Annotated in this window: 9 protein-coding genes; 3 read left to right on the forward strand and 6 right to left on the reverse strand. The window is 63.2% G+C overall.

Annotation, left to right across the window (positions count from 1 at the left end; genetic code table 11):
- Positions 1 to 162: 162 nt before the first annotated feature.
- From MWN76_RS17000 to MWN76_RS17010, 3 genes are all read left to right on the forward strand, one after another.
- Positions 163 to 3,345 carry a glycoside hydrolase family 3 N-terminal domain-containing protein gene (locus MWN76_RS17000; protein WP_250463545.1) on the forward strand — a complete coding sequence of 1,061 codons (3,183 nt, stop codon included), beginning with the start codon at positions 163 to 165 and terminating at the stop codon, positions 3,343 to 3,345.
- A 13-nt stretch (positions 3,346 to 3,358) separates the two neighbouring features.
- Positions 3,359 to 5,011, forward strand: a complete 1,653-nt coding sequence (locus MWN76_RS17005; RefSeq protein WP_250463548.1) for a family 43 glycosylhydrolase — start codon at positions 3,359 to 3,361, stop codon at positions 5,009 to 5,011.
- Between the two features lie 432 nt (positions 5,012 to 5,443).
- The gene (locus tag MWN76_RS17010) at positions 5,444 to 8,152 is read left to right on the forward strand and encodes a cellulose binding domain-containing protein (RefSeq protein ID WP_250463552.1); all 2,709 of its coding nucleotides are present in this window, start codon (positions 5,444 to 5,446) and stop codon (positions 8,150 to 8,152) included.
- 78 nt (positions 8,153 to 8,230) lie between these two features.
- Here MWN76_RS17010 and MWN76_RS17015 read toward each other — a convergent pair whose 3' ends face one another.
- From MWN76_RS17015 to MWN76_RS17040, 6 genes are all read right to left on the reverse strand, one after another.
- The gene (locus tag MWN76_RS17015; RefSeq protein ID WP_250463555.1) at positions 8,231 to 9,961 is read right to left on the reverse strand and encodes a glycoside hydrolase family 43 protein; all 1,731 of its coding nucleotides are present in this window, start codon (positions 9,959 to 9,961) and stop codon (positions 8,231 to 8,233) included.
- A gap of 176 nt (positions 9,962 to 10,137) precedes the next feature.
- Positions 10,138 to 11,718 carry a sodium/sugar symporter gene (locus tag MWN76_RS17020; protein ID WP_250463558.1) on the reverse strand — a complete coding sequence of 527 codons (1,581 nt, stop codon included), beginning with the start codon at positions 11,716 to 11,718 and terminating at the stop codon, positions 10,138 to 10,140.
- A 23-nt stretch (positions 11,719 to 11,741) separates the two neighbouring features.
- Positions 11,742 to 13,970, reverse strand: a complete 2,229-nt coding sequence (locus MWN76_RS17025; protein WP_250463561.1) for a beta propeller repeat protein — start codon at positions 13,968 to 13,970, stop codon at positions 11,742 to 11,744.
- Positions 13,971 to 14,100: 130 nt separating this feature from the next.
- Complete coding sequence (locus tag MWN76_RS17030; protein ID WP_250463564.1) at positions 14,101 to 15,606, reverse strand: tryptophan halogenase family protein; 1,506 nt, start codon at positions 15,604 to 15,606, stop codon at positions 14,101 to 14,103.
- A complete protein-coding gene (locus MWN76_RS17035) occupies positions 15,603 to 17,573 on the reverse strand; it encodes a glycoside hydrolase family 97 protein (protein ID WP_250463567.1) in 1,971 nt (656 codons plus the stop codon). Before MWN76_RS17035 ends, MWN76_RS17030 begins: the two co-directional genes overlap by 4 nt.
- Positions 17,574 to 17,671: 98 nt before the next feature.
- Positions 17,672 to 20,587 carry a TIM-barrel domain-containing protein gene (locus tag MWN76_RS17040; protein WP_250463570.1) on the reverse strand — a complete coding sequence of 972 codons (2,916 nt, stop codon included), beginning with the start codon at positions 20,585 to 20,587 and terminating at the stop codon, positions 17,672 to 17,674.
- Positions 20,588 to 20,665 lie beyond the last annotated feature (78 nt).

The raw sequence follows: 20,665 nt of genomic DNA on the forward strand, positions 1-20,665 counted from the left end.
AGCTTTCTCAACGCGGAGCTGGACGATTTGGCGAAGTGAACTGTTACCTAATTTTGCGAGCGGCCCACTAGTGATCCGAGAGCTCCCCTCTCCCCGACCGGAGAGGGGCTGGGGGAAGGGCCTCCGTGCCAACGCCAACTGAACAATAAAAAAGAAACCGCGATGATCAGAAAAAGCCGAACCACAAAGACCCTGGCCGCAATCGTATCCGCAACCTTGCTGTTCCCCGGCATCTGCGCCGCAGAGGAATCCGCGCGCAACCTCGGCCTCTGGCCCAGAGTCTCCAGCCCCGACGCCGACCCGGCCATTGAACGCCGGGTGGAATCCCTGCTGAAAAAAATGACGCTGGAAGAAAAAGTCGGCCAGATCATGCAGCCGGAAATCCAGTCGATCACCCCGGAGCAGGTAAAAAAATACCATATCGGTTCGGTGCTGAACGGCGGTGGCTCCATGCCCGAGCGCAACAGCAATGCCGGCCCGGACGACTGGTTGGCACTGGCCGATGCCTACTGGGAGGCGTCCATGGACACCGCCGACGGCGGCACCGCGATCCCGGTTTTCTGGGGCACGGACGCCGTGCACGGCAACGGCAACCTGCTGGGCGCGACGCTGTTCCCGCACAATATCGGTCTCGGCGCCGCCGGCGATCCAGAACTGGTCAAGGCCATCGGTACCGCCACCGCGGAAGAGGTGCGCACCACCGGCGTCGAGTGGGTGTTTGCGCCGACGCTGGCGGTGGCCCAGAACGATTTCTGGGGCCGCACCTACGAGAGCTACAGCGAGAATCCCGAGCTGGTGCGCGAATATGCGGCGGCCATGGTCGAGGGGCTGCAGGGCGAAGCCGGTTCCGATGAGTTCCTGTCGGAAAAGCACGTCCTCGCCTCCGCCAAGCATTTCCTCGCCGACGGCGGCACCTTCGAGGGTGACGACCAGGGCAATGCGCGTATCGGCGAAAAGGAACTGGTGAAGATTCACAACGCCGGCTATCCGGCGGCCATCGAGAGCGGCGTGCAGACGATCATGGCCAGCTTCTCGTCCTGGAACGGCGAAAAGACCCACGGCAACGAATACCTGCTGACCGAGGTGCTGAAAAAACGCATGGGTTTCGACGGCCTGGTGGTGGGCGACTGGAACGGCCACGGCCAGGTGCCCGGCTGTACCAACGACAGCTGCCCGCAGGCGGTCAACGCCGGTATCGACCTGCTGATGGTCACCTACGACTGGAAAAACATGATCGCCAATACACTGCAGCAGGTGGGCAGCGGGGAAATTCCCGAAGCGCGGCTGGACGACGCGGTGCGGCGTATCCTGCGCGTCAAGCTGCGCGCCGGCCTGTTCGACAGGAAGCCGTCGGCGCGCGCGCTGGCCGGCGACGAATCCGCAGTCGGCAGTGCGGAACACCGCGCACTGGCACGCCGCGCCGTGCGCGAGAGCCTGGTGCTGCTGAAAAACCGCGACGGTATACTGCCGCTGGACCCGAGCGGGGATATCCTCGTCGCCGGTCCCGGGGCAGACTCCATCGCCATGCAGTCCGGCGGCTGGAGTGTGAGCTGGCAGGGTACCGGAATTGCCAATGAAAAATTCCCCGGTGCCACCTCCATCTATGCCGGTATCCGCGAGGCGGTGGAGAGTGCAGGCGGCAGTGCGCGGCTGTCGGCGAACGGCAATTTCGACAGCAAGCCCGATGTGGCCGTGGTGGTGTTCGGCGAAACCCCCTACGCGGAGGGCCAGGGTGACCTGAATTCGCTGGAATTCGAGGCCGGCCGCAAAAACAGCCTCGCACTGCTGGAAAAATTCCGCGCGGCGGATATTCCGGTGGTGTCGATCTTCCTGTCCGGGCGCCCGCGCTGGGTCAACCCGGAACTGAACGCCTCCGATGCCTTCGTCGCCGCCTGGCTGCCGGGCACCGAGGGTGCCGGTGTGGCGGACGTGATCATTGCCGACCGGGACGGCGAGCCGCGCCACGATTTTCGCGGACGCCTGTCGTTCTCCTGGCCCAGGCTGCCACTGCAGGGCCGCCTGAATCCGCAGCACCCGGATTACGATCCCCTGTTCGCCTACGGCTACGGCCTGGACTACCGCTCTGGTAAAAGCGGGCCGGAAAACCTGGCCGAGAATGTGCCCGGCCTGATGCGCGGCCAGCCCAGCGAATACGATCTCTATGTCGGTCGGCCGCTACAGCCCTGGGGCATCCAGATCGAGGATTTCGAGCAGAACCAGATGTTGAGCGGCGCCTTCGCCAGGCTGCCCAGTGGCCGGGTAACGGTGATGACCAGCGACAAGGAGGTGCAGGAGGATGCGTTGACCTTAGAGTGGCAGGACACCTGGCTCGCCCGCCTGAGCCTCAAACACGGCGGCCCGCTGGACCTGAGCAGTTACGTCGACGGGGGCGTGCTGTCTTTCGACCTGAAAGTGGAGGACCTGGAAGAGGGCGACCTGGCACTGGAACTGCAGTGCGGTGACAACTGCGAGCGCCGCGTGAATCTCAGCCCGCTGGCGCGGGAGAGTATCGGCGAGGGCTGGCAGCGCCTGAGCTACAGGCTCGCCTGTTTCGTGCGCGACGGCGACGATTTTTCCAAAGTCACGGTTCCCTTCTCCCTGAACGCCGGCGGCGAGGGCCGGGTGGCCGTGGCCAACGTACGGCTGGAAAAAAATGGCGAGGCCAGCCAGGCCTGTCCCGACTATCGAAGCCTGTCCGTCACCCCGGCGATGCTCGACACCTACTGGGCGCGGGACTGGTGGCTGCCGCGTCACAAGGAAAAACTGGCGATGCTGGAAAAGCGCGATATCGACCTGCTGATGATCGGTGACTCCATAACCGAGGGCTGGGCCAATGCCGGCAAGGACGTCTGGGAAAAATATTACGGCGACCGCAATGCACTGAACCTGGGGTTCGGCGGCGACCGCACCGAGAACCTGCTCTGGCGCCTGCGCCACGGCGAGGTGGACGGCATCGAACCCAGCGTCGGGGTGCTGATGATCGGCACCAACAACACCGGCCACCGCCGCGAGGCACCGGAACTCACCGCCGCCGGTATTCGCGCGGTGCTGGACGAACTGCGCGAGCGCCAGCCGCAAATGAAGATACTGTTGCTGGGCGTTTTCCCCCGCGACCCGCAACCCGGCACGCCGATGCGGAAAATCAACCGCGATATCAACGAGATCATCGCCGGTTATGCCGATAACCGGCATATTTTCTATCGGGAAATCTACGACGAATTCCTGACCGGGGACGGCGAGCTGACAAAAGAGATCATGCCGGATTTCCTGCACCCGAACGAGCGTGGCTACGAGATCTGGGCCGAGGCCATGGAGCCTACGCTGGCCAGGTTGCTGGAGGAGTGATCCGAAATGAGCGGTGGCAATTGAATTCCCCGGACGGTATGCACTGATGGTCAACGATTCCCGAAGAAATCTTTTCAAGGCCGTGCTGGCCGGCACCGCCTCGGCACCTTTCGCCGGCCTGGCCCGGGCCTCCGGATGCCCGGCGGATAACGATAGCGGTGCGCCGCAGTGGCAGCGCGGTGTCGAGGGGCAGCGCAAGGCCGACCTGGGCAACGGCCGCTACCTGAATCCGATTGTTACCGGCGACCACCCGGACCCGACCATCGTCAAGGATGGCGATGACTACTACATGACGTTTTCGTCCTTTTACTCCTATCCCGGGCTGATTATCTGGCACTCCACCGACCTGGTGAACTGGAGCCCGATAGGGCCGGCGCTGTTCAAGCCGCTGGGTGCCATCTGGGCCGTGGATCTGTGCAAGCACGGGGATCGCTACTACATCTATATTCCGGCCAATCCCGATGACCGCGGCTGGTCCATCTATGTGATCTGGGCCGACGATATACGTGGACCCTGGAGCGATCCCGTCGATATGGAAATCCACGGCTGTATCGATCCCGGCCATATCGTGGGCGAGGACGGCAGGCGCTACCTGTTCGTAAACGGCATCCGTAAGATCCGCCTCCGCGACGATGGCCTCGCCGCCGACGGCGAACTGGAGCAGGCCTACGACCCCTGGCGCTACCCGGATCACTGGGTAGTGGAAAACTTCGCCCCGGAGGGACCGAAACTGTTGCGCCGCGGCGAGTGGTTTTACCTGGTAACGGCCGTCGGCGGTACCGCCGGCCCGCCCACCGGACATATGGTGATCGCGGCCCGCTCGCGCTCCATTCACGGCCCCTGGGAGCACTGCCCGCACAATCCGCTGGTGCGCACCACCGACGCCGCCGAACCCTGGTGGTCGCGCGGCCACGCGACCCTGGTGGAGGGCCCCGCCGGCGACTGGTGGATGGTTTATCACGGTTACGAAAACGGTTATCGCACGCTCGGGCGCCAGACACTGCTGGAACCGGTGGAGTGGACCGACGACGGCTGGTTTCGCGCTGTCGGGGGAGACCTGTCGAAACCCCTGCCGGCACCGGCCGGTGGCGAGACCGGTGTGGCCGGCTTTGCACTGTCGGACGACTTTGGCCGCAACCGCCTGGGTGTGCAGTGGGCCTTTCACGATCCGGCACCGGGCGAACAACAGCGCGTCCACTACGAGGCGGAGGGGCTGCGGATTGCCGCTGGCGGCAGCACGCCCGCGGACAGTGCGCCGCTGACCTGTACCGTCGGCGATCGCGCCTATGTGGCCGAAGTGACCATCGACCTGCTGGATGGAGGCGAGGGCGGATTGCTGCTGTTCTACAACCACAAAGCATTTGTCGGACTGGGTTTCTCTGCGGAACATGTAAAGACTTTCCAGTATGCGCAGGAGCAGGCCTGGTTTCGCCAGCCAATGCGCTCCACCGGCGTGCGGGTGCGAATGGAGAATCGCGACAATGTCGTGACCTACCACTACTCGCAGGACGGCGGAAAAAGCTGGACGCAACACGGCCACCGCATGGAGGTTTCCGGTATTCACCACAATGTATTCGGCGGTTTCCTGAGCCTGCGCATCGGTATCTACAGTGCCGGAAAGGGCAGTATCCGCCTGCGGGACTTTAATTACCGCGCACTGGTTTGAAGCAGAAGTTTGAATAAATAAAAGCCGGGCCAAACCGGCATTATCCACTTATCAAAGCAGTCTGATTGCTTTCGCACCATCACAAGCAGACGAACAAAGAGCATTCACAGCATCGCTGTGCCTGCTGTTTGTGTGTGTCGTGGTGACGGTGCGAGTAAAGCGGGATGACTGACAGCCATCTTTTTCTTCCCGTTCGTCTCTTATCCAGGCCCGGCGCACAGCGCCCGTACCCACTTGTCTGTTCGGGACGGGTTATCCGCGCGGAATTTCCGGTTGTATCCGCTGCGGTCTTTTGCACTGCAGTTGCCGACCGGCATCCGCAGTGCACCTTTCACATAGGCCTGTTAGCAGTATCGGCTGAATAAAAACTGACAAAAGGACAGTTCAATGAGAGATAAACGGATAACACCGGGAGCGCGAAATATACGGCGCATGGGTTGCAACCTGCTAAAGGCCGGTGCCCTCGCCCTGATTGCGGGCGGTGTCGGTGCCGCGCCACAGGAGGACTACGACTGGCAGAATGTGCGTATCGATGGCGGCGGTTTTGTGCCCGGAATCATCTTCAATCGCAGCGAGCCGGACCTGATCTACGCGCGTACGGATATCGGTGGCGCCTATCGCTGGAACGAAACCGCACAGAAATGGGAGCCGTTGCTGGACTGGGTCGGCTGGGACAACTGGGGCTGGAACGGTGTCATGAGCATGGCCACGGACCCGGTTGACCCGGACCGCGTCTACGCGGCGCTGGGGATGTATACCAATGACTGGGACCCGAACAACGGCGCCATCGCCCGTTCCACTGACCGCGGCGAAACCTGGGCCGTGACTGAACTGCCATTCAAGGTGGGCGGCAACATGCCTGGTCGCGGTATGGGGGAGCGGCTGCGTATCGACCCCAACGACAACAGTGTCATTTATTTCGGTGCCGAGGGCGGCAACGGTCTCTGGCGCAGCACGGACTACGGCGCGAGCTGGTTAGAGGTGGAGAGCTTTCCCAATCCCGGCAGTTACGCTGCGGATCCGGCCGATCCCAACAATTACCTGAATCAACTGCAGGGCGTGGTCTGGGTCACCTTCGATCCCTCGTCCGGCACGCCGGGCCAGGGCAGTGATGTCATCTACGCGGGCGTGGCGGACAAGGCGGAATCCCTGTACCGCTCCACCGATGGCGGTGCCAGTTGGGAAGCCATCCCCGGTGCACCGGCGGGTTACATTCCGCACAAAGGCGTCTACGACGAGGTGAACGGTGTCCTCTATGTAGCCACCAGCGATACCGGTGGCCCCTACGATGGCGAGGACGGTGCCGTATGGAAATTCGACGCCACCGCCGAAACCTGGACGGATATCACACCGGTCAGTGGCGACGACCTGTATTTCGGCTTCTCCGGTCTGACCATCGATCGCCAGAATCCGGACACTATCATGGTGGCCTCGCTGAATTCCTGGTGGCCGGATATGGTGCTGTTCCGCAGTACCGATGCCGGCGCCAGTTGGACGCGCATCTGGGAGTGGGGCGCCTACCCGGAGCGCAGCAAACGCTACACCATGGATATCAGCAGCGTGCCGTGGCTGGATCTGGGCGCGAATCCGCAACCACCGGAGGAGGCACTGAAGCTCGGCTGGATGAATGAATCGGTGGAAATCGACCCGCACGACTCCAACCGCTTCATGTACGGTACCGGCGCCACCATTTACGGTTCCAACGACCTGACGAACTGGGATGCCGGCGGCGTGATCACCATCGAGCCGATGATCGAGGGGCTGGAGGAAACCGCGGTACTGGACCTGGCCAGCCCGCCCAGCGGCGATGCACCGGTGTTTTCTGCGCTGGGCGATATCGGCGGTTTCAAACACACCGACCTGGATGCGGTGCCGGACCTGATGTACCAGATGCCGTACCTGACCAGCACTACCGGTATCGATTTCGCCGCGCTGGATCCGTCCATCATGGTGCGGGTCGGCAATGCGGATGAGGCGCATATCGGCGTTTCCACCTCCGCCGGCGACAGCTGGTGGCAGCCGCAGGAACCGGCCGGCGTGACCGGCGGCGGCAATGTGGCAACCAGTGCGGACGGTGGCAGCATCGTCTGGAGCCCCGAGGGCGCAGCGGTGCACTATTCCACCACCTTCGGCAGTTCCTGGACCGCCGCCAGCGGCGTGCCGGACGGCGCGCGAATCGAGAGCGACCGGGTAAACCCGGGCAAGTACTACGGTTTCGCCGGCGGTACTTTTTATGTTTCCACCGATGGCGGTGCGACTTTTACAGCCACCGCTGCCAGCGGCCTGCCGGAATCCGGCAAGTTCCTGGCCGCACCGGGAATCGAGGGCCATATCTGGCTCGCCGGTGGCGGTGTCGACACCGACGGCACCGAGGTGACCGGCCTGTGGCGCTCTACCGATTCCGGTGCCAGCTTCGGGAAAGTCGCGACTGTCGGCGAGGGAGTGAATATCGGCCTCGGTGCAGCCGCCCCGGGTGCCGCTTACCAGACGCTCTACCTGGTGGGCACGGTAGACGATGTGACCGGTATCTTCCGCTCCACCGATGAAGGCGCCAGTTGGGTGCGCATCAACGACGACCTGCACCAGTACGGCAATATGGGCGAGGCCATCAGCGGCGATCCGCGCCTCTACGGCCGCGTCTATCTCGGCACCAACGGCCGCGGCCTGCTGTATGCCGATCCGGTGGGCGGTGGTTCCAGTTCGTCGTCCAGCAGTTCCAGTTCATCGAGTAGTTCCTCGTCCAGCTCGAGCTCTTCCAGCAGCAGCTCGTCCAGTTCGAGTTCCTCGAGCAGTTCCAGCTCGTCGAGTTCCAGCAGCTCCTCGTCGTCCAGCTCCGGCGGTTCCGGCGAACTCGCCTGCGGTGTCGGTGCGCTGAACGACTGGGGTGGCGGTTTTGTACAGAACTTTACCGTGACCAACGATGGCAGTACGGCGGTGAGCGGTTGGACGGTACAGCTGGATTTCGGCCAGTCCGTGACCGTCACCAACGCCTGGGGGATCAGCCTGGGGGCTACCAGCGGCAGCCTGCTGAGCGGCGGCAATGTCGGCTACAACGGCGAGTTGCAGCCCGGCGACAGCGCCAGTTTCGGGGTGCAGGGCAATCCCGGGGATCTGGGTACCGTCAGTTGTACTGCGCAGTAATGCCGGGATCTGCTTAACGACGGGAAAAACAGTTGTAGGTTTTCCCTGGACATCAGGGCCGGCTTAGCGCCGGCCCTTTCAATCGGACGCAGCGCTTCCCTCCGCATACATTCCCACCACAGCACCGACAAAACCGCCTGCCATTGCCGAAGTCAGTACCCTGGCGTCGGCGTTGTCGAGCAGCACCTGGTAGTTCTTCCGATCGAGGCTGTAGGAGAAGTCCAGCTCTGCGTTGTCCACATCCATACGCAGGTAGATCGGGGTATCGGGTTCGATGGCAATTTTCGCCTCGGCAATGGTGTCGCCGTGGGTCGCATCGTCCTTGCCCGCCTTCTTGCGTACCCGGAGAACGGTCTCGCCGGAGGCGTTCCTGCCCAGGCCGAAGACGTAGAAGTAGTTGTCGCCCTGCAGCGCGAGTAGCCCGGCCTCGTCGCCTGGATCCCGCGGATTGAAATACATCTCGGTAGCGAAGGATGCTTTCATATGGGCCAGCCTGCGGCCGACGAAAGAGGGTTGTTTGCGTTCACCGATGCGATCCTGCCGGGCCCGCAACTTCAGCGCCCCTTTTCCCGTACTCCACCAGCGGGAATCCGGTGTGCGGATAAACATCCAGTGCGGGTCGAGTGTCTCGCGGGTAAATTCCTCCCGCACGGAGAAGTTGCCGGTCATGGCGCGGTCGGCAGGCCTGTCCTGCGGCAGATCGGGTTTCTTGACCGTATAGGGAACTGCGCGGCCCTTTTCCAGGATTACCGGCCAGCCATCTTGCCAGTTTACCGGCAGCAGGAATGTCTCCCGGCCGGTATGAAAATTGCCGGGATCCTGCGGTGGCGTATCCAGGTCGTAAACGCGCGTGCCCAGGAATACCGCCCACCAGTCGCCGTTGCTGTCCCGGAACATATCCGCGTGGCCGGTCGCGGTCACCGGATATTTACGATCGTCGGGCAGGCCGTGCTGGGTGAGTATCGGGTTATCCGGGTTGGCGGTATAGGGCCCGAAGACATCGTCGGACCTGAACACCAGTTGCTGGTGATAATAGCCGGTGCCGCCACCCGGTGCAGACAGGTAGTAGCTGCCGTCGACCTTGTAGAGGTGCGGCCCCTCGAGGTAGTCCGTATTCCAGCGCGGCACATCGCCGCCGTCGACCAGCAATACATCCTCGGACAGCGGTTTGAAGGTACGCGGGTCCACCTCGACGACGCGAATGGCGGTATGTGCCGGATAGCGTTTCTTCTCCGGCTCGCCGTGATGCACGACATAGGTCTTGCCGTCATCATCGAAGAAAATGGAGGGATCGATGCCGTCCAGGTACGGCATCCAGATCGGGTCCGACCAGGGGCCCGCGGGGTCGGTTGCGGTAACGACAAAGTTGCCGCCGCAGCCGACGCAGGTGTTGATGACATAGAAGGTGCCGTCGCTGTACTCGATCGCCGGCGCATAGACGCCGGCGTTGGTGAGCGGCAGGCCGTCAAACGAAACCTGGCCCGGCCGGTGCAGGGCGTTGCCGATCTGTGTCCAGTTGACCAGGTCGCGACTGTGGAATACGGGGATGCCGGGAAAGAAACCGAAGGTGGAGTTGACCAGGTAGTAATCCTCTCCCACACGCACGACGCTCGGGTCTGGGTGGTAGCCGGCCAGGATCGGGTTGCGGTACTCGTCCTCCGACAGCGGCATCTTGAAGACGTCGTCGTCGCCGCTGTATTCAAACCACGAAAAGCGGGCCTCGGCAGTGTCGCCGTCCCGGCCGATGGCGGCGGGGCCGGAAAACAGCGGTGCCAGACAGAAAAAAACGATCAGAAGGTTTTTATTCACTGAAATACTCCGGGAATAAGGTGCTGTGTTCGGCACACCGCGAACTGTGCGAGAGGGGCAACGGAGCGCAGCGACGTGCCCATCTTCCGCCGCCTTGATGGATACGCTGCGCTTTGTCCTTCTTGCGAAAACTGCCATGTCACCGCTTGGCTCCATACCTTCCGGTTTGGGCTGGCTCACCACCAGGTAGCGTAGAGTGCCGCCAGAATCAGCGTCACGCCCAGGGCGGCCAGGTTGAAACCCTGGCTGGTGGTGAAACTGATCTCGCCGATGGCGACCGCCTCGCCGCCGCCCCGATGAGTTGCTGCGGTATCGCGGGTTTCCAGCAGCGAAATGATCACCGCCAGCACCAGGCAGATCAGGAATACCAGCCCCATGCGATCGATAAACGGCAGCTCCGGCCACCATTTCCACATTACCAGTGACAGCAGCGCCGAGCTGATGGCGGCCACCAGGGCGCCGTTGGCGGTTGTGCGCGACCAGAAGACACCGAGTACGAACAGCACGGTAATACCCGGTGTAAAGAAGCCGGTGAATTCCTGGATATACTGGAAGGCCTGCTCGAATTGCCCCAGCAATGGTTGCGCGCAGATCATGCCCAGTACCAGGGAAATCACCGCGGCGGTGCGGCCAACGCGCACATAGTGTTTTTCACTTCTGCCCGGCTGGTAGCGGGCGTAGATATCCATTGTGAAAATGGTGGAGATGCTGTTGGTCATGGATGCCAGCGAGGAGACGATGGCGGCCACCAGCGCCGCGAACACCAGCCCCTTGAAGCCGACCGGCATCAGGTTCATCAGCTGCGGATAGGCCTGGTCCGGCCGCTCCAGGTTCGGGATCAGCACCACGGCGGCGATACCCGGCAACACCACGATCAGCGGCATCAGCAGTTTCAGGTAGGCGGCGAAGGCGATGCCCTTCTGGCCCTCCTCGATATTCTTTGCCGCCAGCGCCCGCTGGATGATGTACTGGTTGAAGCCCCAGTAGGCGAAATTTACCACCCACATGCCGCCGAGTAGTACCGAGAGCCCCGGCAGGCTCATATAGTGGGGATTGTCTTCCGCCAGGATCATGTCGAATTTTTCCGGCGCCCGCTGCGTAAGCTCGATAAACCCGGCAATGATACCCCGGCCGTCCGCAATCAGGTCCAGGGCCAGGTAGGACAATACCAGCCCGCCGAGCACCAGCAGCACCACTTGGATGATATCGGTCAGAGCCACGGCCTTGAGTCCGCCGTAGAGGGAGTAGGCCGCCGAGAACAGGCCCAGGAACAGCAGCCCGAACAGTAATTCGACGCCGGCGATGGCATTGATGGCCAGGGCACCCAGCCACAGCACCGAGGTCAGGTTTACGAACACATAGACACCCAGCCAGAAGACGGCCAGCACGACTTTTACCCGGCTGTCGTAGCGCTGCTCCAGGAACTGGGGCATGGTGTAGATGCCCTTGCGCACGAACACCGGCAGGAAATACTTGCCCACCAGGATAAGAGTGATTGCGCCGATCCACTCGTAGGAAGCGATGGCCAGGCCGATGGCATAGCCGGAACCGGACATGCCGATGATCTGCTCGGCGGAGATATTGGCCGCGATCAGCGAGGCCCCCACCGCCCACCAGGGCAGGCCCTTGCCGGCGAGGAAATAATCCCGGGTGTTTTTCTGGTGGCCGCTTTTCTCCCGCGACACCAGGTAGCCGATGGTGATCAGCATCGCCACGTAGGCGATAAAGATCAGCAGGTCGATGGACGCCAGTTGCATGGCTCTCACCTCTCTCGTGTTTACTATTGTGTACTGCCGCCAGCGGCAGCCGTTCTTTTATCCTGCCGGGAAGCCGTCGATGGCTGTGACGGTTCGCCCATCACGATGCCGCGACCGTCGGTGCCGACATAGACGCGGCCGAAGTGGCGCGGATCGCCGGCCAGGGTGCGGTAGCGCCGGCCGTACTCGCTGTCGGCGCCGTTGATGCGCTGCCAGTTTCCATCTGCGTCGTCCGAGCGCCAGATGGCCCGCAGTCCGTCGCGCGTGCCGATGGCGAACAGCGCCGGGTGGTCGCGGCCGGGAGCGGCCTTGCCGAACGCCATTTCCTCCACGGCGATGTCGCTCTGCAATTGCCGAAAATTGCGGCCGCCGTCAGTGGAGCGGAACAGCCCCTTGTCCGATACCAGCCACAGCTCGCCACTGCGTCCCGGCGTGGCCAGCAATGGCCAGGCCTGTTCGCGGTTTTTTGGGGCTTTCATCCCCGCGGGCAGGCCCTGTGTGTTGAGCGGCTCGAAGGTGCGGGCCGCGTCGTCGCTCGCGTAGATCTTGCCGCGGGCAAAATCCAGCGCGTAGAAACGCTCGCCGTCGACGCGGTCGGCCACCGGGCGCAGGCCTACGGGCAGGTTCTTTACGGCTTGCCAGTGGCGGCCGCGATCGACGCTGCGCTGGGGCCGCGGCGCCATGAACACGAAGGTATCGCCATCGGCGGAGACGGTGATCGCGTCGTCACCGCTCAGGTCATAGCGCCGGGATTTTCCGTTCACGGAGACCGGCGGCACGGTCAGTGGCTGCCAGTGGCGGCCGCTGTCGGCGGACCAGGCCAGCGTCGGCACCGGTCCCTCGGCGCGGTGTGGCGGTGTGCCGCTGCGCACGACGATTTCCGGTGCGGCACCGGCGTAATCGATGTTATTGGTGTTGGCAAACACCGGCGTTGTCAGCATGGTCCGCGGCGAGCGGTCGAAATCCTCGTGCACAAAGCCGCTGATGTCGCCGAAGCCGCTCAGTAGTTCCGGCCCCTGTGGCAGGCTGGTCAGTGTGATCACCGCGGTCTGTTCGATACCGGCGACCCAGGGGCGCCAGGGCAGTTTCCGTGCGGCCAGCTTTTCCGTGCGGTAGACCGTGGCGCCGGTGGTATAGACCAGGGTGTGGTCGTCGAACGGATCGAAGGCCAGGCCGGCGATCCACCAGCCGAAATCCGGCTCGTCGTTGCCCCAGTAGAGATAGGGCGTGGCGCTGACATCGCGCTCGCTGCGGGATGCCAGTTCCCGCCAGCTTTCGCCGCCGTCGCGGCTGACAAAAATATTGTCGCGTGGCTGCCAGCGGTCGACCGTGGCCACGGCGACGACATCCGGATTCTGGCCGCTGGCGCTGAGCCCCATAAATCCACCCTCGGCGCCTTTCGGTGGCGGGGTGATATCGCTCCATTGTCCGCTGTCGGTATCGAGCTTGTAGACGGCGCCGCCGTGGATGCCGTTGGGGCCGATATCGTCGCTGTAGGTGATATACAGGCGGTCGCCAGCGGCGGCGGCCTGGACCGGCAGCAGCGCCTGTGGTCCGCCGGCAATCCGTTTCCAGCTGGCGCCGCCGTCGCCGGAGCGGTAAATACCCGCGGCGGGTCTATCGGCCACGCCGGCGAAAATGTTGCCATGGGTAAACAGTACAAAACTGATACCGCCGCGACTGCTCCAGCGCTCCTGTGGCTGGCCGAGCCCGGCGTGGGGAAAACTGTCCAGCTTTCGCCAGCTGGCGCCGCGATCAAGGCTCTGCCAGAGGCCGTCGAAGCGGGAGCCGAACAACAACTGGTCCGTATTGTCGGGGTTGATCGCCAGCCGCTCGCCCAGGCCGCGGCCGTCCTCGTTGCCGCCCATGGCGAAGGGGACTCGTATCACCTTCCAGCTGCGGCCGCGGTCGAAGGAGCGCAGCATCGCGGCCGGGTAGTGCTTGTACATGCCCGCGGCCATATGTACCACGTCCGCATCGCCCGGGTCCGCGGCGATACTCTCGATACCGAAATAACTGGATTCGGCCATGCCGTCCTGCAGTGGCATCCAGCGCTGCCGTGACTGCTCCCAGCGATAGGCGCCGCCCATGTCCGTGCGCAGGTAGGCGAGGTTTTCCTCCGCCCGGCTGAAAACGATATTGGGCGCAAAGCCGCCGGCACCGACGGTGATATTGCGCCAGTGGTAGTTTTCGCCCGCGGCGGTTGTGCCGGCGATAAACAGCAGAATTGTGGGTACCAGTCTTTTCAACATCTTGCAATCACCATAATTCTTGTAGAGCTCCGGCTCGGCAACGCCGGCATAGCCGGCGCATTATTGGGCGGGCCTGCGGCCCGCAAGCCGAACTGGAGCTCGGCGCGCCCAGGATGCGGGCCCGGAAAATTCAGCCGGCCTCCAGCTGCGCCAGAAACTCACCGTGGGTGGGCGCACTGTCGGCGCCCGCGGCCACGGCGCGGCGCATTTTCTCCAGTACCTGCGCCAGCTGTTCCGTGTCCAGGCTGTCCACCTCCGGCAGGTAGCGGCGCGGGCGGTAACCCAGGCCGTTGTAGAGGGCGAGCCAGCTGGCCTCTCTGAAAGACTCCTGTTCGTAGACCAGCATACGGCCGTCCTCGGCGAAGGCGTCCAGTTTGGCCTGCAGGGAATCCGGTACCGGCATGGCGCGCATCTCGCGCCAGAAATCGCTGTCGTCGCGGCCGTTCAGCTTGTAGTGCAGGATGATGAAATCCCGCAGCCGCTCGTACTCCTCCCGGTTGAGGCGGTTGGCCTCGCGGATTTTTTCCGGTTCCGGTACCAGCTCGGGAAGGAACTGCAGCAGCTTTTCGATCCCGGTCTGGATCAGGGAAATACTGGTGCTTTCCAGCGGTTCGATAAAGCCCGACGCCAGCCCCAGTGCCACACAGTTCCGGTGCCAGAACTGCTTGCGCATACCGGCGGTAAAGCGGATCGGGCGCGGTTCGCCCAGCGGCGGGCCGTCCAGGTTGCTTAACAGCGACTCGCGCGCCCGATCCAGTGTCATGTGGGCACTGGAAAACACGTGGCCGTTGCCGCTGCGGTGCTGCAGCGGAATCCGCCAGCGCCAGCCGGCGGCAGTGGCGCTGGCGCGGGTGAAGGGGGGCGGTGCGGAAGTCCGACGGCTCTGGACCGCCAGTGCGGTGTCGACCGGCAGCCAGTGGCGCCAGTCCTCGTAGCCCGTCTCCAGCGCCTGTTCGATCAGCAGTCCGCGGAAGCCGGAGCAGTCGATAAACAGATCGCCGTCCAGTTGGCTGCCGTTTTCCAGGTGCAGTGTTTCGATATCGCCGCTGTGCGGGTTCAGGGCCACGTCGGTCACCCTGCCCTCCACCCGGCGCACGCCGCGCGTCTCGGCATAATCGCGCAGCAGGCGCGCATAGCGACCGGCATCGAAATGGTAGGCGTAGCTGTACAGGGCCAGCGGAGTCGCAGCGCTGTCGTCCGGTTGCGCGAAGCGGCCGGCCTTGGCCATGGCGGCGGACAGGCAGTACTCCTGCAATGGTGCCGCGCGGCCCTCGCGGTGCAGCTTCAGCCAGCAGGGGAAAAAGGGCAGCCCGGCGACTGGTGCGCCGAAGTCGGCAAACGGGTGAAAGAAACTGTGGCCGGGTGTACGCCAGCCGCAGAATTCGATACCCAGTTTGAAAGTGGCGCCGGTGGCGTTGACGAACTCCCGCTCGTTGATGCCCAGGTACTGGTTCAGGCTGATGATGCTGGGCACCGTCGCCTCGCCGACACCCACGGTACCTATCTGATCGGATTCCACCAGCTGTATCTGCAGCGCGTGTTGCCGGTAGTGGTGGGAGAGTGTCGCCGCGGCCATCCAGCCGGCGGTACCACCGCCGACGATGGTGATTTTCTGTATCTTCCCCGTCGCCATCATTCGACAACCATGACGAAACCGCCGTTGGCGGCCATGGACAGTTGCAGGTTTTCGCGGGATTGCAGCGCGCCCCGGCTGGAGGCGAAAGGTTGTTCCGGGTCGTCGTGCAGCAGTAGTGTGCGATTGCCCAGCCGATCCAGTTGGCTGATGTTCAGCTTCAGCGATTTCGCTTCCGCCTCGCCATTGATACCGGCAATATACCAGCGCTCTCCGCTGCGGCGCGCCAGTACTGCGTGCTCGCCGGGGTAACCGGCCAGCAGGTGCGTCTCGTCCCAGGCGGTGGGCAGTTTTTCCAGGTAATCGCGGTAGTCTGCGGGCAGGGCGCGGATGGATTCGGCACTGTCGCCGATATGCTGGACGCCGGATTCAAACACCACCAGCAGCGCGGCCTCGTGGGCGCTGCTGGTGCTGCGCCCGGCCAGCGGTTGTGAAAACAGTGCCGGCGTATAGTCCATGGGGCCGATTGCGTTGCGCGCGAAAGGCAGGGTGCTGTTCTGTCGTGGCGCCCGGTCGTCGTAGTCGGTTTCCTTCTGGAAGGTATAGAACTCGGCGCCGCGCACGGCTTCCATGGTGACCAGGTTGGGCCAGGTTCGGCGCCAGCCCCGGGGAATGGTGCTGCCGTGGAAGTTGACCAGCAGCTGGAAATCCGCCGCGTCCTGCAGAATGCCCTGGTAGAGCCCGATCAAATCCTGCTTGTCGCTCTGGAAAAAATCCACCTTGATACCGGCCACACCCAGCGCCTGCAGCCGGGCGAACTCCGCGCGGCGCTTGGCGCGTTTGTGGATGCGGTTGCGCGGCTGTTCGCCGATAAAATTGTGGCGGCCACCGGAGTTGTACCAGAAGAACAGCCTGACATGCTTCTGCTTTGCGTAGGCAACCAGTTGCTCCATGGCGTCCGTTGCGATGATATTCCAGTTGGCGTCCATCAGCGAGTAGCGCCAGCCCATTTCCGCGGCCAGGTCGATGGAGTTTTTCAACGCCCCCAGGTCGCGGCTGCTGCCGTGGTCCGACAGCCAGCTCCAGGAGGCGATACCCGGTTCGATCCAGTCGGTATTCCCGATACGGTTGGGCGGCGACAGATGGTAGGCGAGATTGCTCTCGACGAGTTCGGCGAGGCCGCTTCCGGCAATGGCGAAACGCCAGGGCATTTTCCACGGCAGTGTGGCGGCGGGGATATTCAGCCCGTGCCCCAGCGCGCTGCCTTCCGAGGGGGGCGCGATGCGGTAGTTGCCGCCGGGTGCCTGTGCCCGCAGGTGGGAGCCGTGAAAGTTTTCGTTCAGGCCGGCCTCGTGAATCAGTAGCCAGGCGCCGTTTTTCCGGAACAGGGACGGGAAACCCCAGCCGACCCCCAGGTCCGCCGGCGTCGCGCTGCCGCTGGGCAGGTTCAACCAGGCGGTTTCGTAGGAGGGGTGATAGGCGGTGGTGAAGTCGTAGGGCTGGCCCCAGAAGTCGGCGCCAGTGCCGACATTGAAGGCCGTTTTCTCCTCCACCATCTGGTAGTGCAGGTCGCTCTGCTGCGGCAGCACATAGCGGAAGGCGAGGCCGTCGTTGTAGGCGCGCAGTTGCAGATCGAGCGCCATGCCGGTTTCCGCGTCCTCGAACGACAGCGTCAGCGCGCGGTAGCGGGCGCGATTCTGCAGTCGCTTGCCGGTGGCCAGCGTGTAGCGGTCTTCTCCGCTGCCCGCCTCCCTGCCGGTGAATTTCACCGTGCTGGAGAAATCACTGACATCCGCTTCCAGCGGTCCCTGGCTGAGCCTGAAACCGCGGATCATCGGGCCCAGCCGGGACCAGTCCAGTAACTCGGTGGTGTTGCCGTCACCGTGGAGCAGCATACGGTATTCGAGACCTTGTGCCCGATCCTGGCGCACCTGGATTTCGCGGCTGCTGTCCGGGGACTGCAGGGACCAGTCGGCGAGTGCCGGTGTCGCGATGGCGAGGAGCAGGGCTGTGGACAGGGTCAGTTTCATGGCTTGCCTTTTTTATTCTGTGCCTGCAATCGCCGGCCCCTCCCGCCGGTCACTCCCCGAAAGTGGAGAGCGCAGTGGCAAGAGGGGCCGCCGGGCGGTTATCCGCGCTTCAGGGTTATACTGCCGCCGCTGTACTGCACGGTTTTGGCTCCCTTGGCGTCGAAGTCGGACGGCTCGTCCCCCTCGCCGATCCAGCGCACTCTGATCTGGCGTTGCTCGGCCATGCCCTCGAAGTTGCCGATGCGCTCGCCGATGGTCAGTTCGCCGCTGGCTTCGTTGTAGCTCAGCGGGATGCGCGACCACTCGCCGTCTTCATAGCCATAGCTGCTGCCGTCGTCCTCGTAGATTTCGAATGCGCCGTCGGCGCCGGTAAAGACGTTGATGGTCAGCGGTGCGTTCAGGCTCTCACCGGTGGACTGGATTTCCGGACCGGTGGGCAGGATGCTGCCGGCTTTGACGAACAGCGGCATTTCTGTGTAGGGAGCGTCCGCATCGATGTGCTGGCCGCCGCTGTATTTCTCGCCGCTGTAGAAGTCGTACCAGTCACTGCCCTCGGGCAGGTAGACATCCCGCGAGCGAGCGCCGAATTCGTACACCGGGTTGACCAGCAGCGATGGGCCGAACAGGTACTGGGTATTGATGTCGCGCACTTCCGGGTCGCCGCCGAAATCCATCGCCAGGCCGCGCATCATGGTGCCGTCCCTGTGATAGGCGTCGCCGGCCAGGGTGTAGATATAGGGCATCAACCGGTAGCGCAGCCTGGTATACCGGACCATGCTGTCGTAGGTGTCGCTGCCCTCGTCGGCGATATTGTAGATCTCGCGGTAGGGATTCTGGCCGTGGGCGCGGAACAGCGGTGTGAAGGCGCCGAACTGGAACCAGCGCAGGTTCAATTCCTGCCATTCTTCCCGCTCGCTCTCCGCCATCTCGTTGACGTTGCCGACGACGATATCGCCGTTGTAGCGATAGCGGTCTTCCGGCGTGAAGCCGCCGATATCGAAAGTCCAGTAGGGCATGCCGGCCATGCCCACGCCGATGCCCGCGGCAATCTGCTCCTTCAGGTTGGACCAGCGGGAGACGACGTCGCCACTCCAGATGGCGGAGCCGGTGCGCTGGATACCGCCGAAGCCGGAGCGGGTCAGGATAAAGCTGCGCTTGTGGCCATCGGTTTCGCGCTCGCCCTTATACACGCTTTCCGCATGGGGCAGGGCATAGGCATTGAACGCCTCGGCGCCGGTCCCGAGTGCGTTGGGGGTGATCAATTCCTTGCGGTGGGTGAAGCTCAGGTTGGAGTGGATATCCGGTTCCACCGCGTCCAGCCACCAGGCGTCGAAGCCCAGGGTGTTCAGGCTGTCGCGGATCTGGCTCCAGTAGATATTGCGGCACTCGGGATCGTAGGCATCGTAGAAGGTGTTGAGGTAACCGGGACCGATCCAGTCGAGGTTTTCCTCCTCGATGTTCTTGTTGAACATACAGCCCTGCGCATTGAGTTCCTTGTAGTGTTCCGTGGTGGGGTAGAACTTGGGCCATACGGAAATCATGATGTTGGCGTCCAGCTCGTGTACGCGATCCACCATGCCTTTCGGGTCCGGGAAAAACTCGCTGTCGAAGTCGTGGCTGCCCCAGGCGTCCTCCGGCCAGTAGGACCAGTCCAGCACGATATTGTCGATGGGGATATTGCGTTCGCGGTATTCCTCCAGCGCACCCAGCAGTTCGCCCTGGGATTTGTAGCGCTCGCGGCTCTGCCAGAAACCGAAGGCCCACTTGGGCAGCATGGTGGCCTTGCCGGTCAGCTCGCGGTAGCCGGCCACCAGGTCGTCCTTGTCGTCGCCGGCGACGAAGTAGTAGTCCACCGCTTTGCCGGTGTCGGCGGCGAACGAGAGTTGCTGCGCCTCCGCGGCCGGGCGCGGGCCGTGTTGCAGCAGGCGCATATAGCCGCCCTGCGGCTGCCAGTCCAGGTCCAGTTGATACTGCCTGCCGGCCTGCAGGTCCACTTCGGCATTGTGATACCAGGGGTTCCAGTTCATGCGCCAGCGGTCGAGCAGCTCCTCGCCATCGAGGGACAGGCTGGCGTAGCCGCTGGAGTACATCCTGAATTCGTGTTCGCCACTGGTTTTCGGCTCGATATGGCCGCTCCATTCGATGCGCAGGTTTTCGGCATCGGCCACCTCTTCCGGCATCGGTACTTCGCGCACACTGCCGTGGGACAGGAACTGGTAGTTGAGGTCCGCCTCGGTGCGTTCCAGTTTCAGTTCCTCGCCGTCGTAGTAGCGCGCGGTCAGCCCGCCCTTTTCGCCGTGGGCATCGTAGAGGTCGAAAGCGGCGGACAGTAGCTGCGGCGGTTCGGGATCGCCCAGGCGACTGATGCCGGTGTTGTTCCACAACAGGCCGTAGTTGCGGCTGGAAACCAGGTAGGGGATGGCGATTTCCAGGTTGTAGGTGGTGAGTTCGACGTTTTCACCGGCGTAGTTGACGTCGCCGTCCTGCTGTTGGCCGAGGCCGTAGAAGGCCTCGTCCGGCAGGTGCTCGAACCGCTGGCGCAGGGCGTAGGAGTCCGCGTCCACCGGGCCCGGGTCGCGGGTCACCGGTGCCAGGCTGCGGCCGGCTTCCGAGAGCAGCGTTTCGCCCTCGGCGTTTTTGAATTCCACTTCGCCACTGGCGAGATCGACTTCGGCGGAAATCTCGCCGGTTTTTACGACCAGCTCGCCATCGGCTTCGGTAACAGAAAAGGCTGCCTGCTGCGGTTTGGCGGTGACCATCAGGGTATCCGGCAGGTTGGTGAAGCCCTGTTGCGGGGTGGCGGTGACGCGAATGATTTCATCATCGATCACCTGCAGGCGGACCTTCTTGAAGTCCCCCTCGCTCGGGGAGACGATGGCGCCGTGGGCCGTCTGCTGCCAGTTGGACGCAGCCGCGGCCTGGGTATCCTGTTGCTGGCCGCCATCGCAGGCGTAGAGCCAGGGAAAAAGCGCGATTGCCAGCAGTGGGCGGGTGAAGGTTTTGTGTTTATTCATGGTTCGGCTCCGGCCTGATTTCTTATACTGTCTTCAGAATGAGCAGGCTGCGCTTGGCCCATCCTACGGATTTTTCTA

The sequence above is a fragment of the Microbulbifer litoralis genome (genome assembly GCF_023634065.1).
GTDB lineage: Bacteria > Pseudomonadota > Gammaproteobacteria > Pseudomonadales > Cellvibrionaceae > Microbulbifer > Microbulbifer litoralis.

Coding starts and splice junctions, on each gene's coding strand:
- MWN76_RS17000 (WP_250463545.1), top strand. CDS start 163: ATGATCAGAAAAAGCCGAACCACAAAGACCCTGGCCGCAATCGTATCC.
- MWN76_RS17010 (WP_250463552.1), top strand. CDS start 5,444: ATGGGTTGCAACCTGCTAAAGGCCGGTGCCCTCGCCCTGATTGCGGGC.
- MWN76_RS17020 (WP_250463558.1), bottom strand. CDS start 11,718: ATGCAACTGGCGTCCATCGACCTGCTGATCTTTATCGCCTACGTGGCG.
- MWN76_RS17025 (WP_250463561.1), bottom strand. CDS start 13,970: ATGTTGAAAAGACTGGTACCCACAATTCTGCTGTTTATCGCCGGCACA.
- MWN76_RS17030 (WP_250463564.1), bottom strand. CDS start 15,606: ATGATGGCGACGGGGAAGATACAGAAAATCACCATCGTCGGCGGTGGT.
- MWN76_RS17035 (WP_250463567.1), bottom strand. CDS start 17,573: ATGAAACTGACCCTGTCCACAGCCCTGCTCCTCGCCATCGCGACACCG.
- MWN76_RS17040 (WP_250463570.1), bottom strand. CDS start 20,587: ATGAATAAACACAAAACCTTCACCCGCCCACTGCTGGCAATCGCGCTT.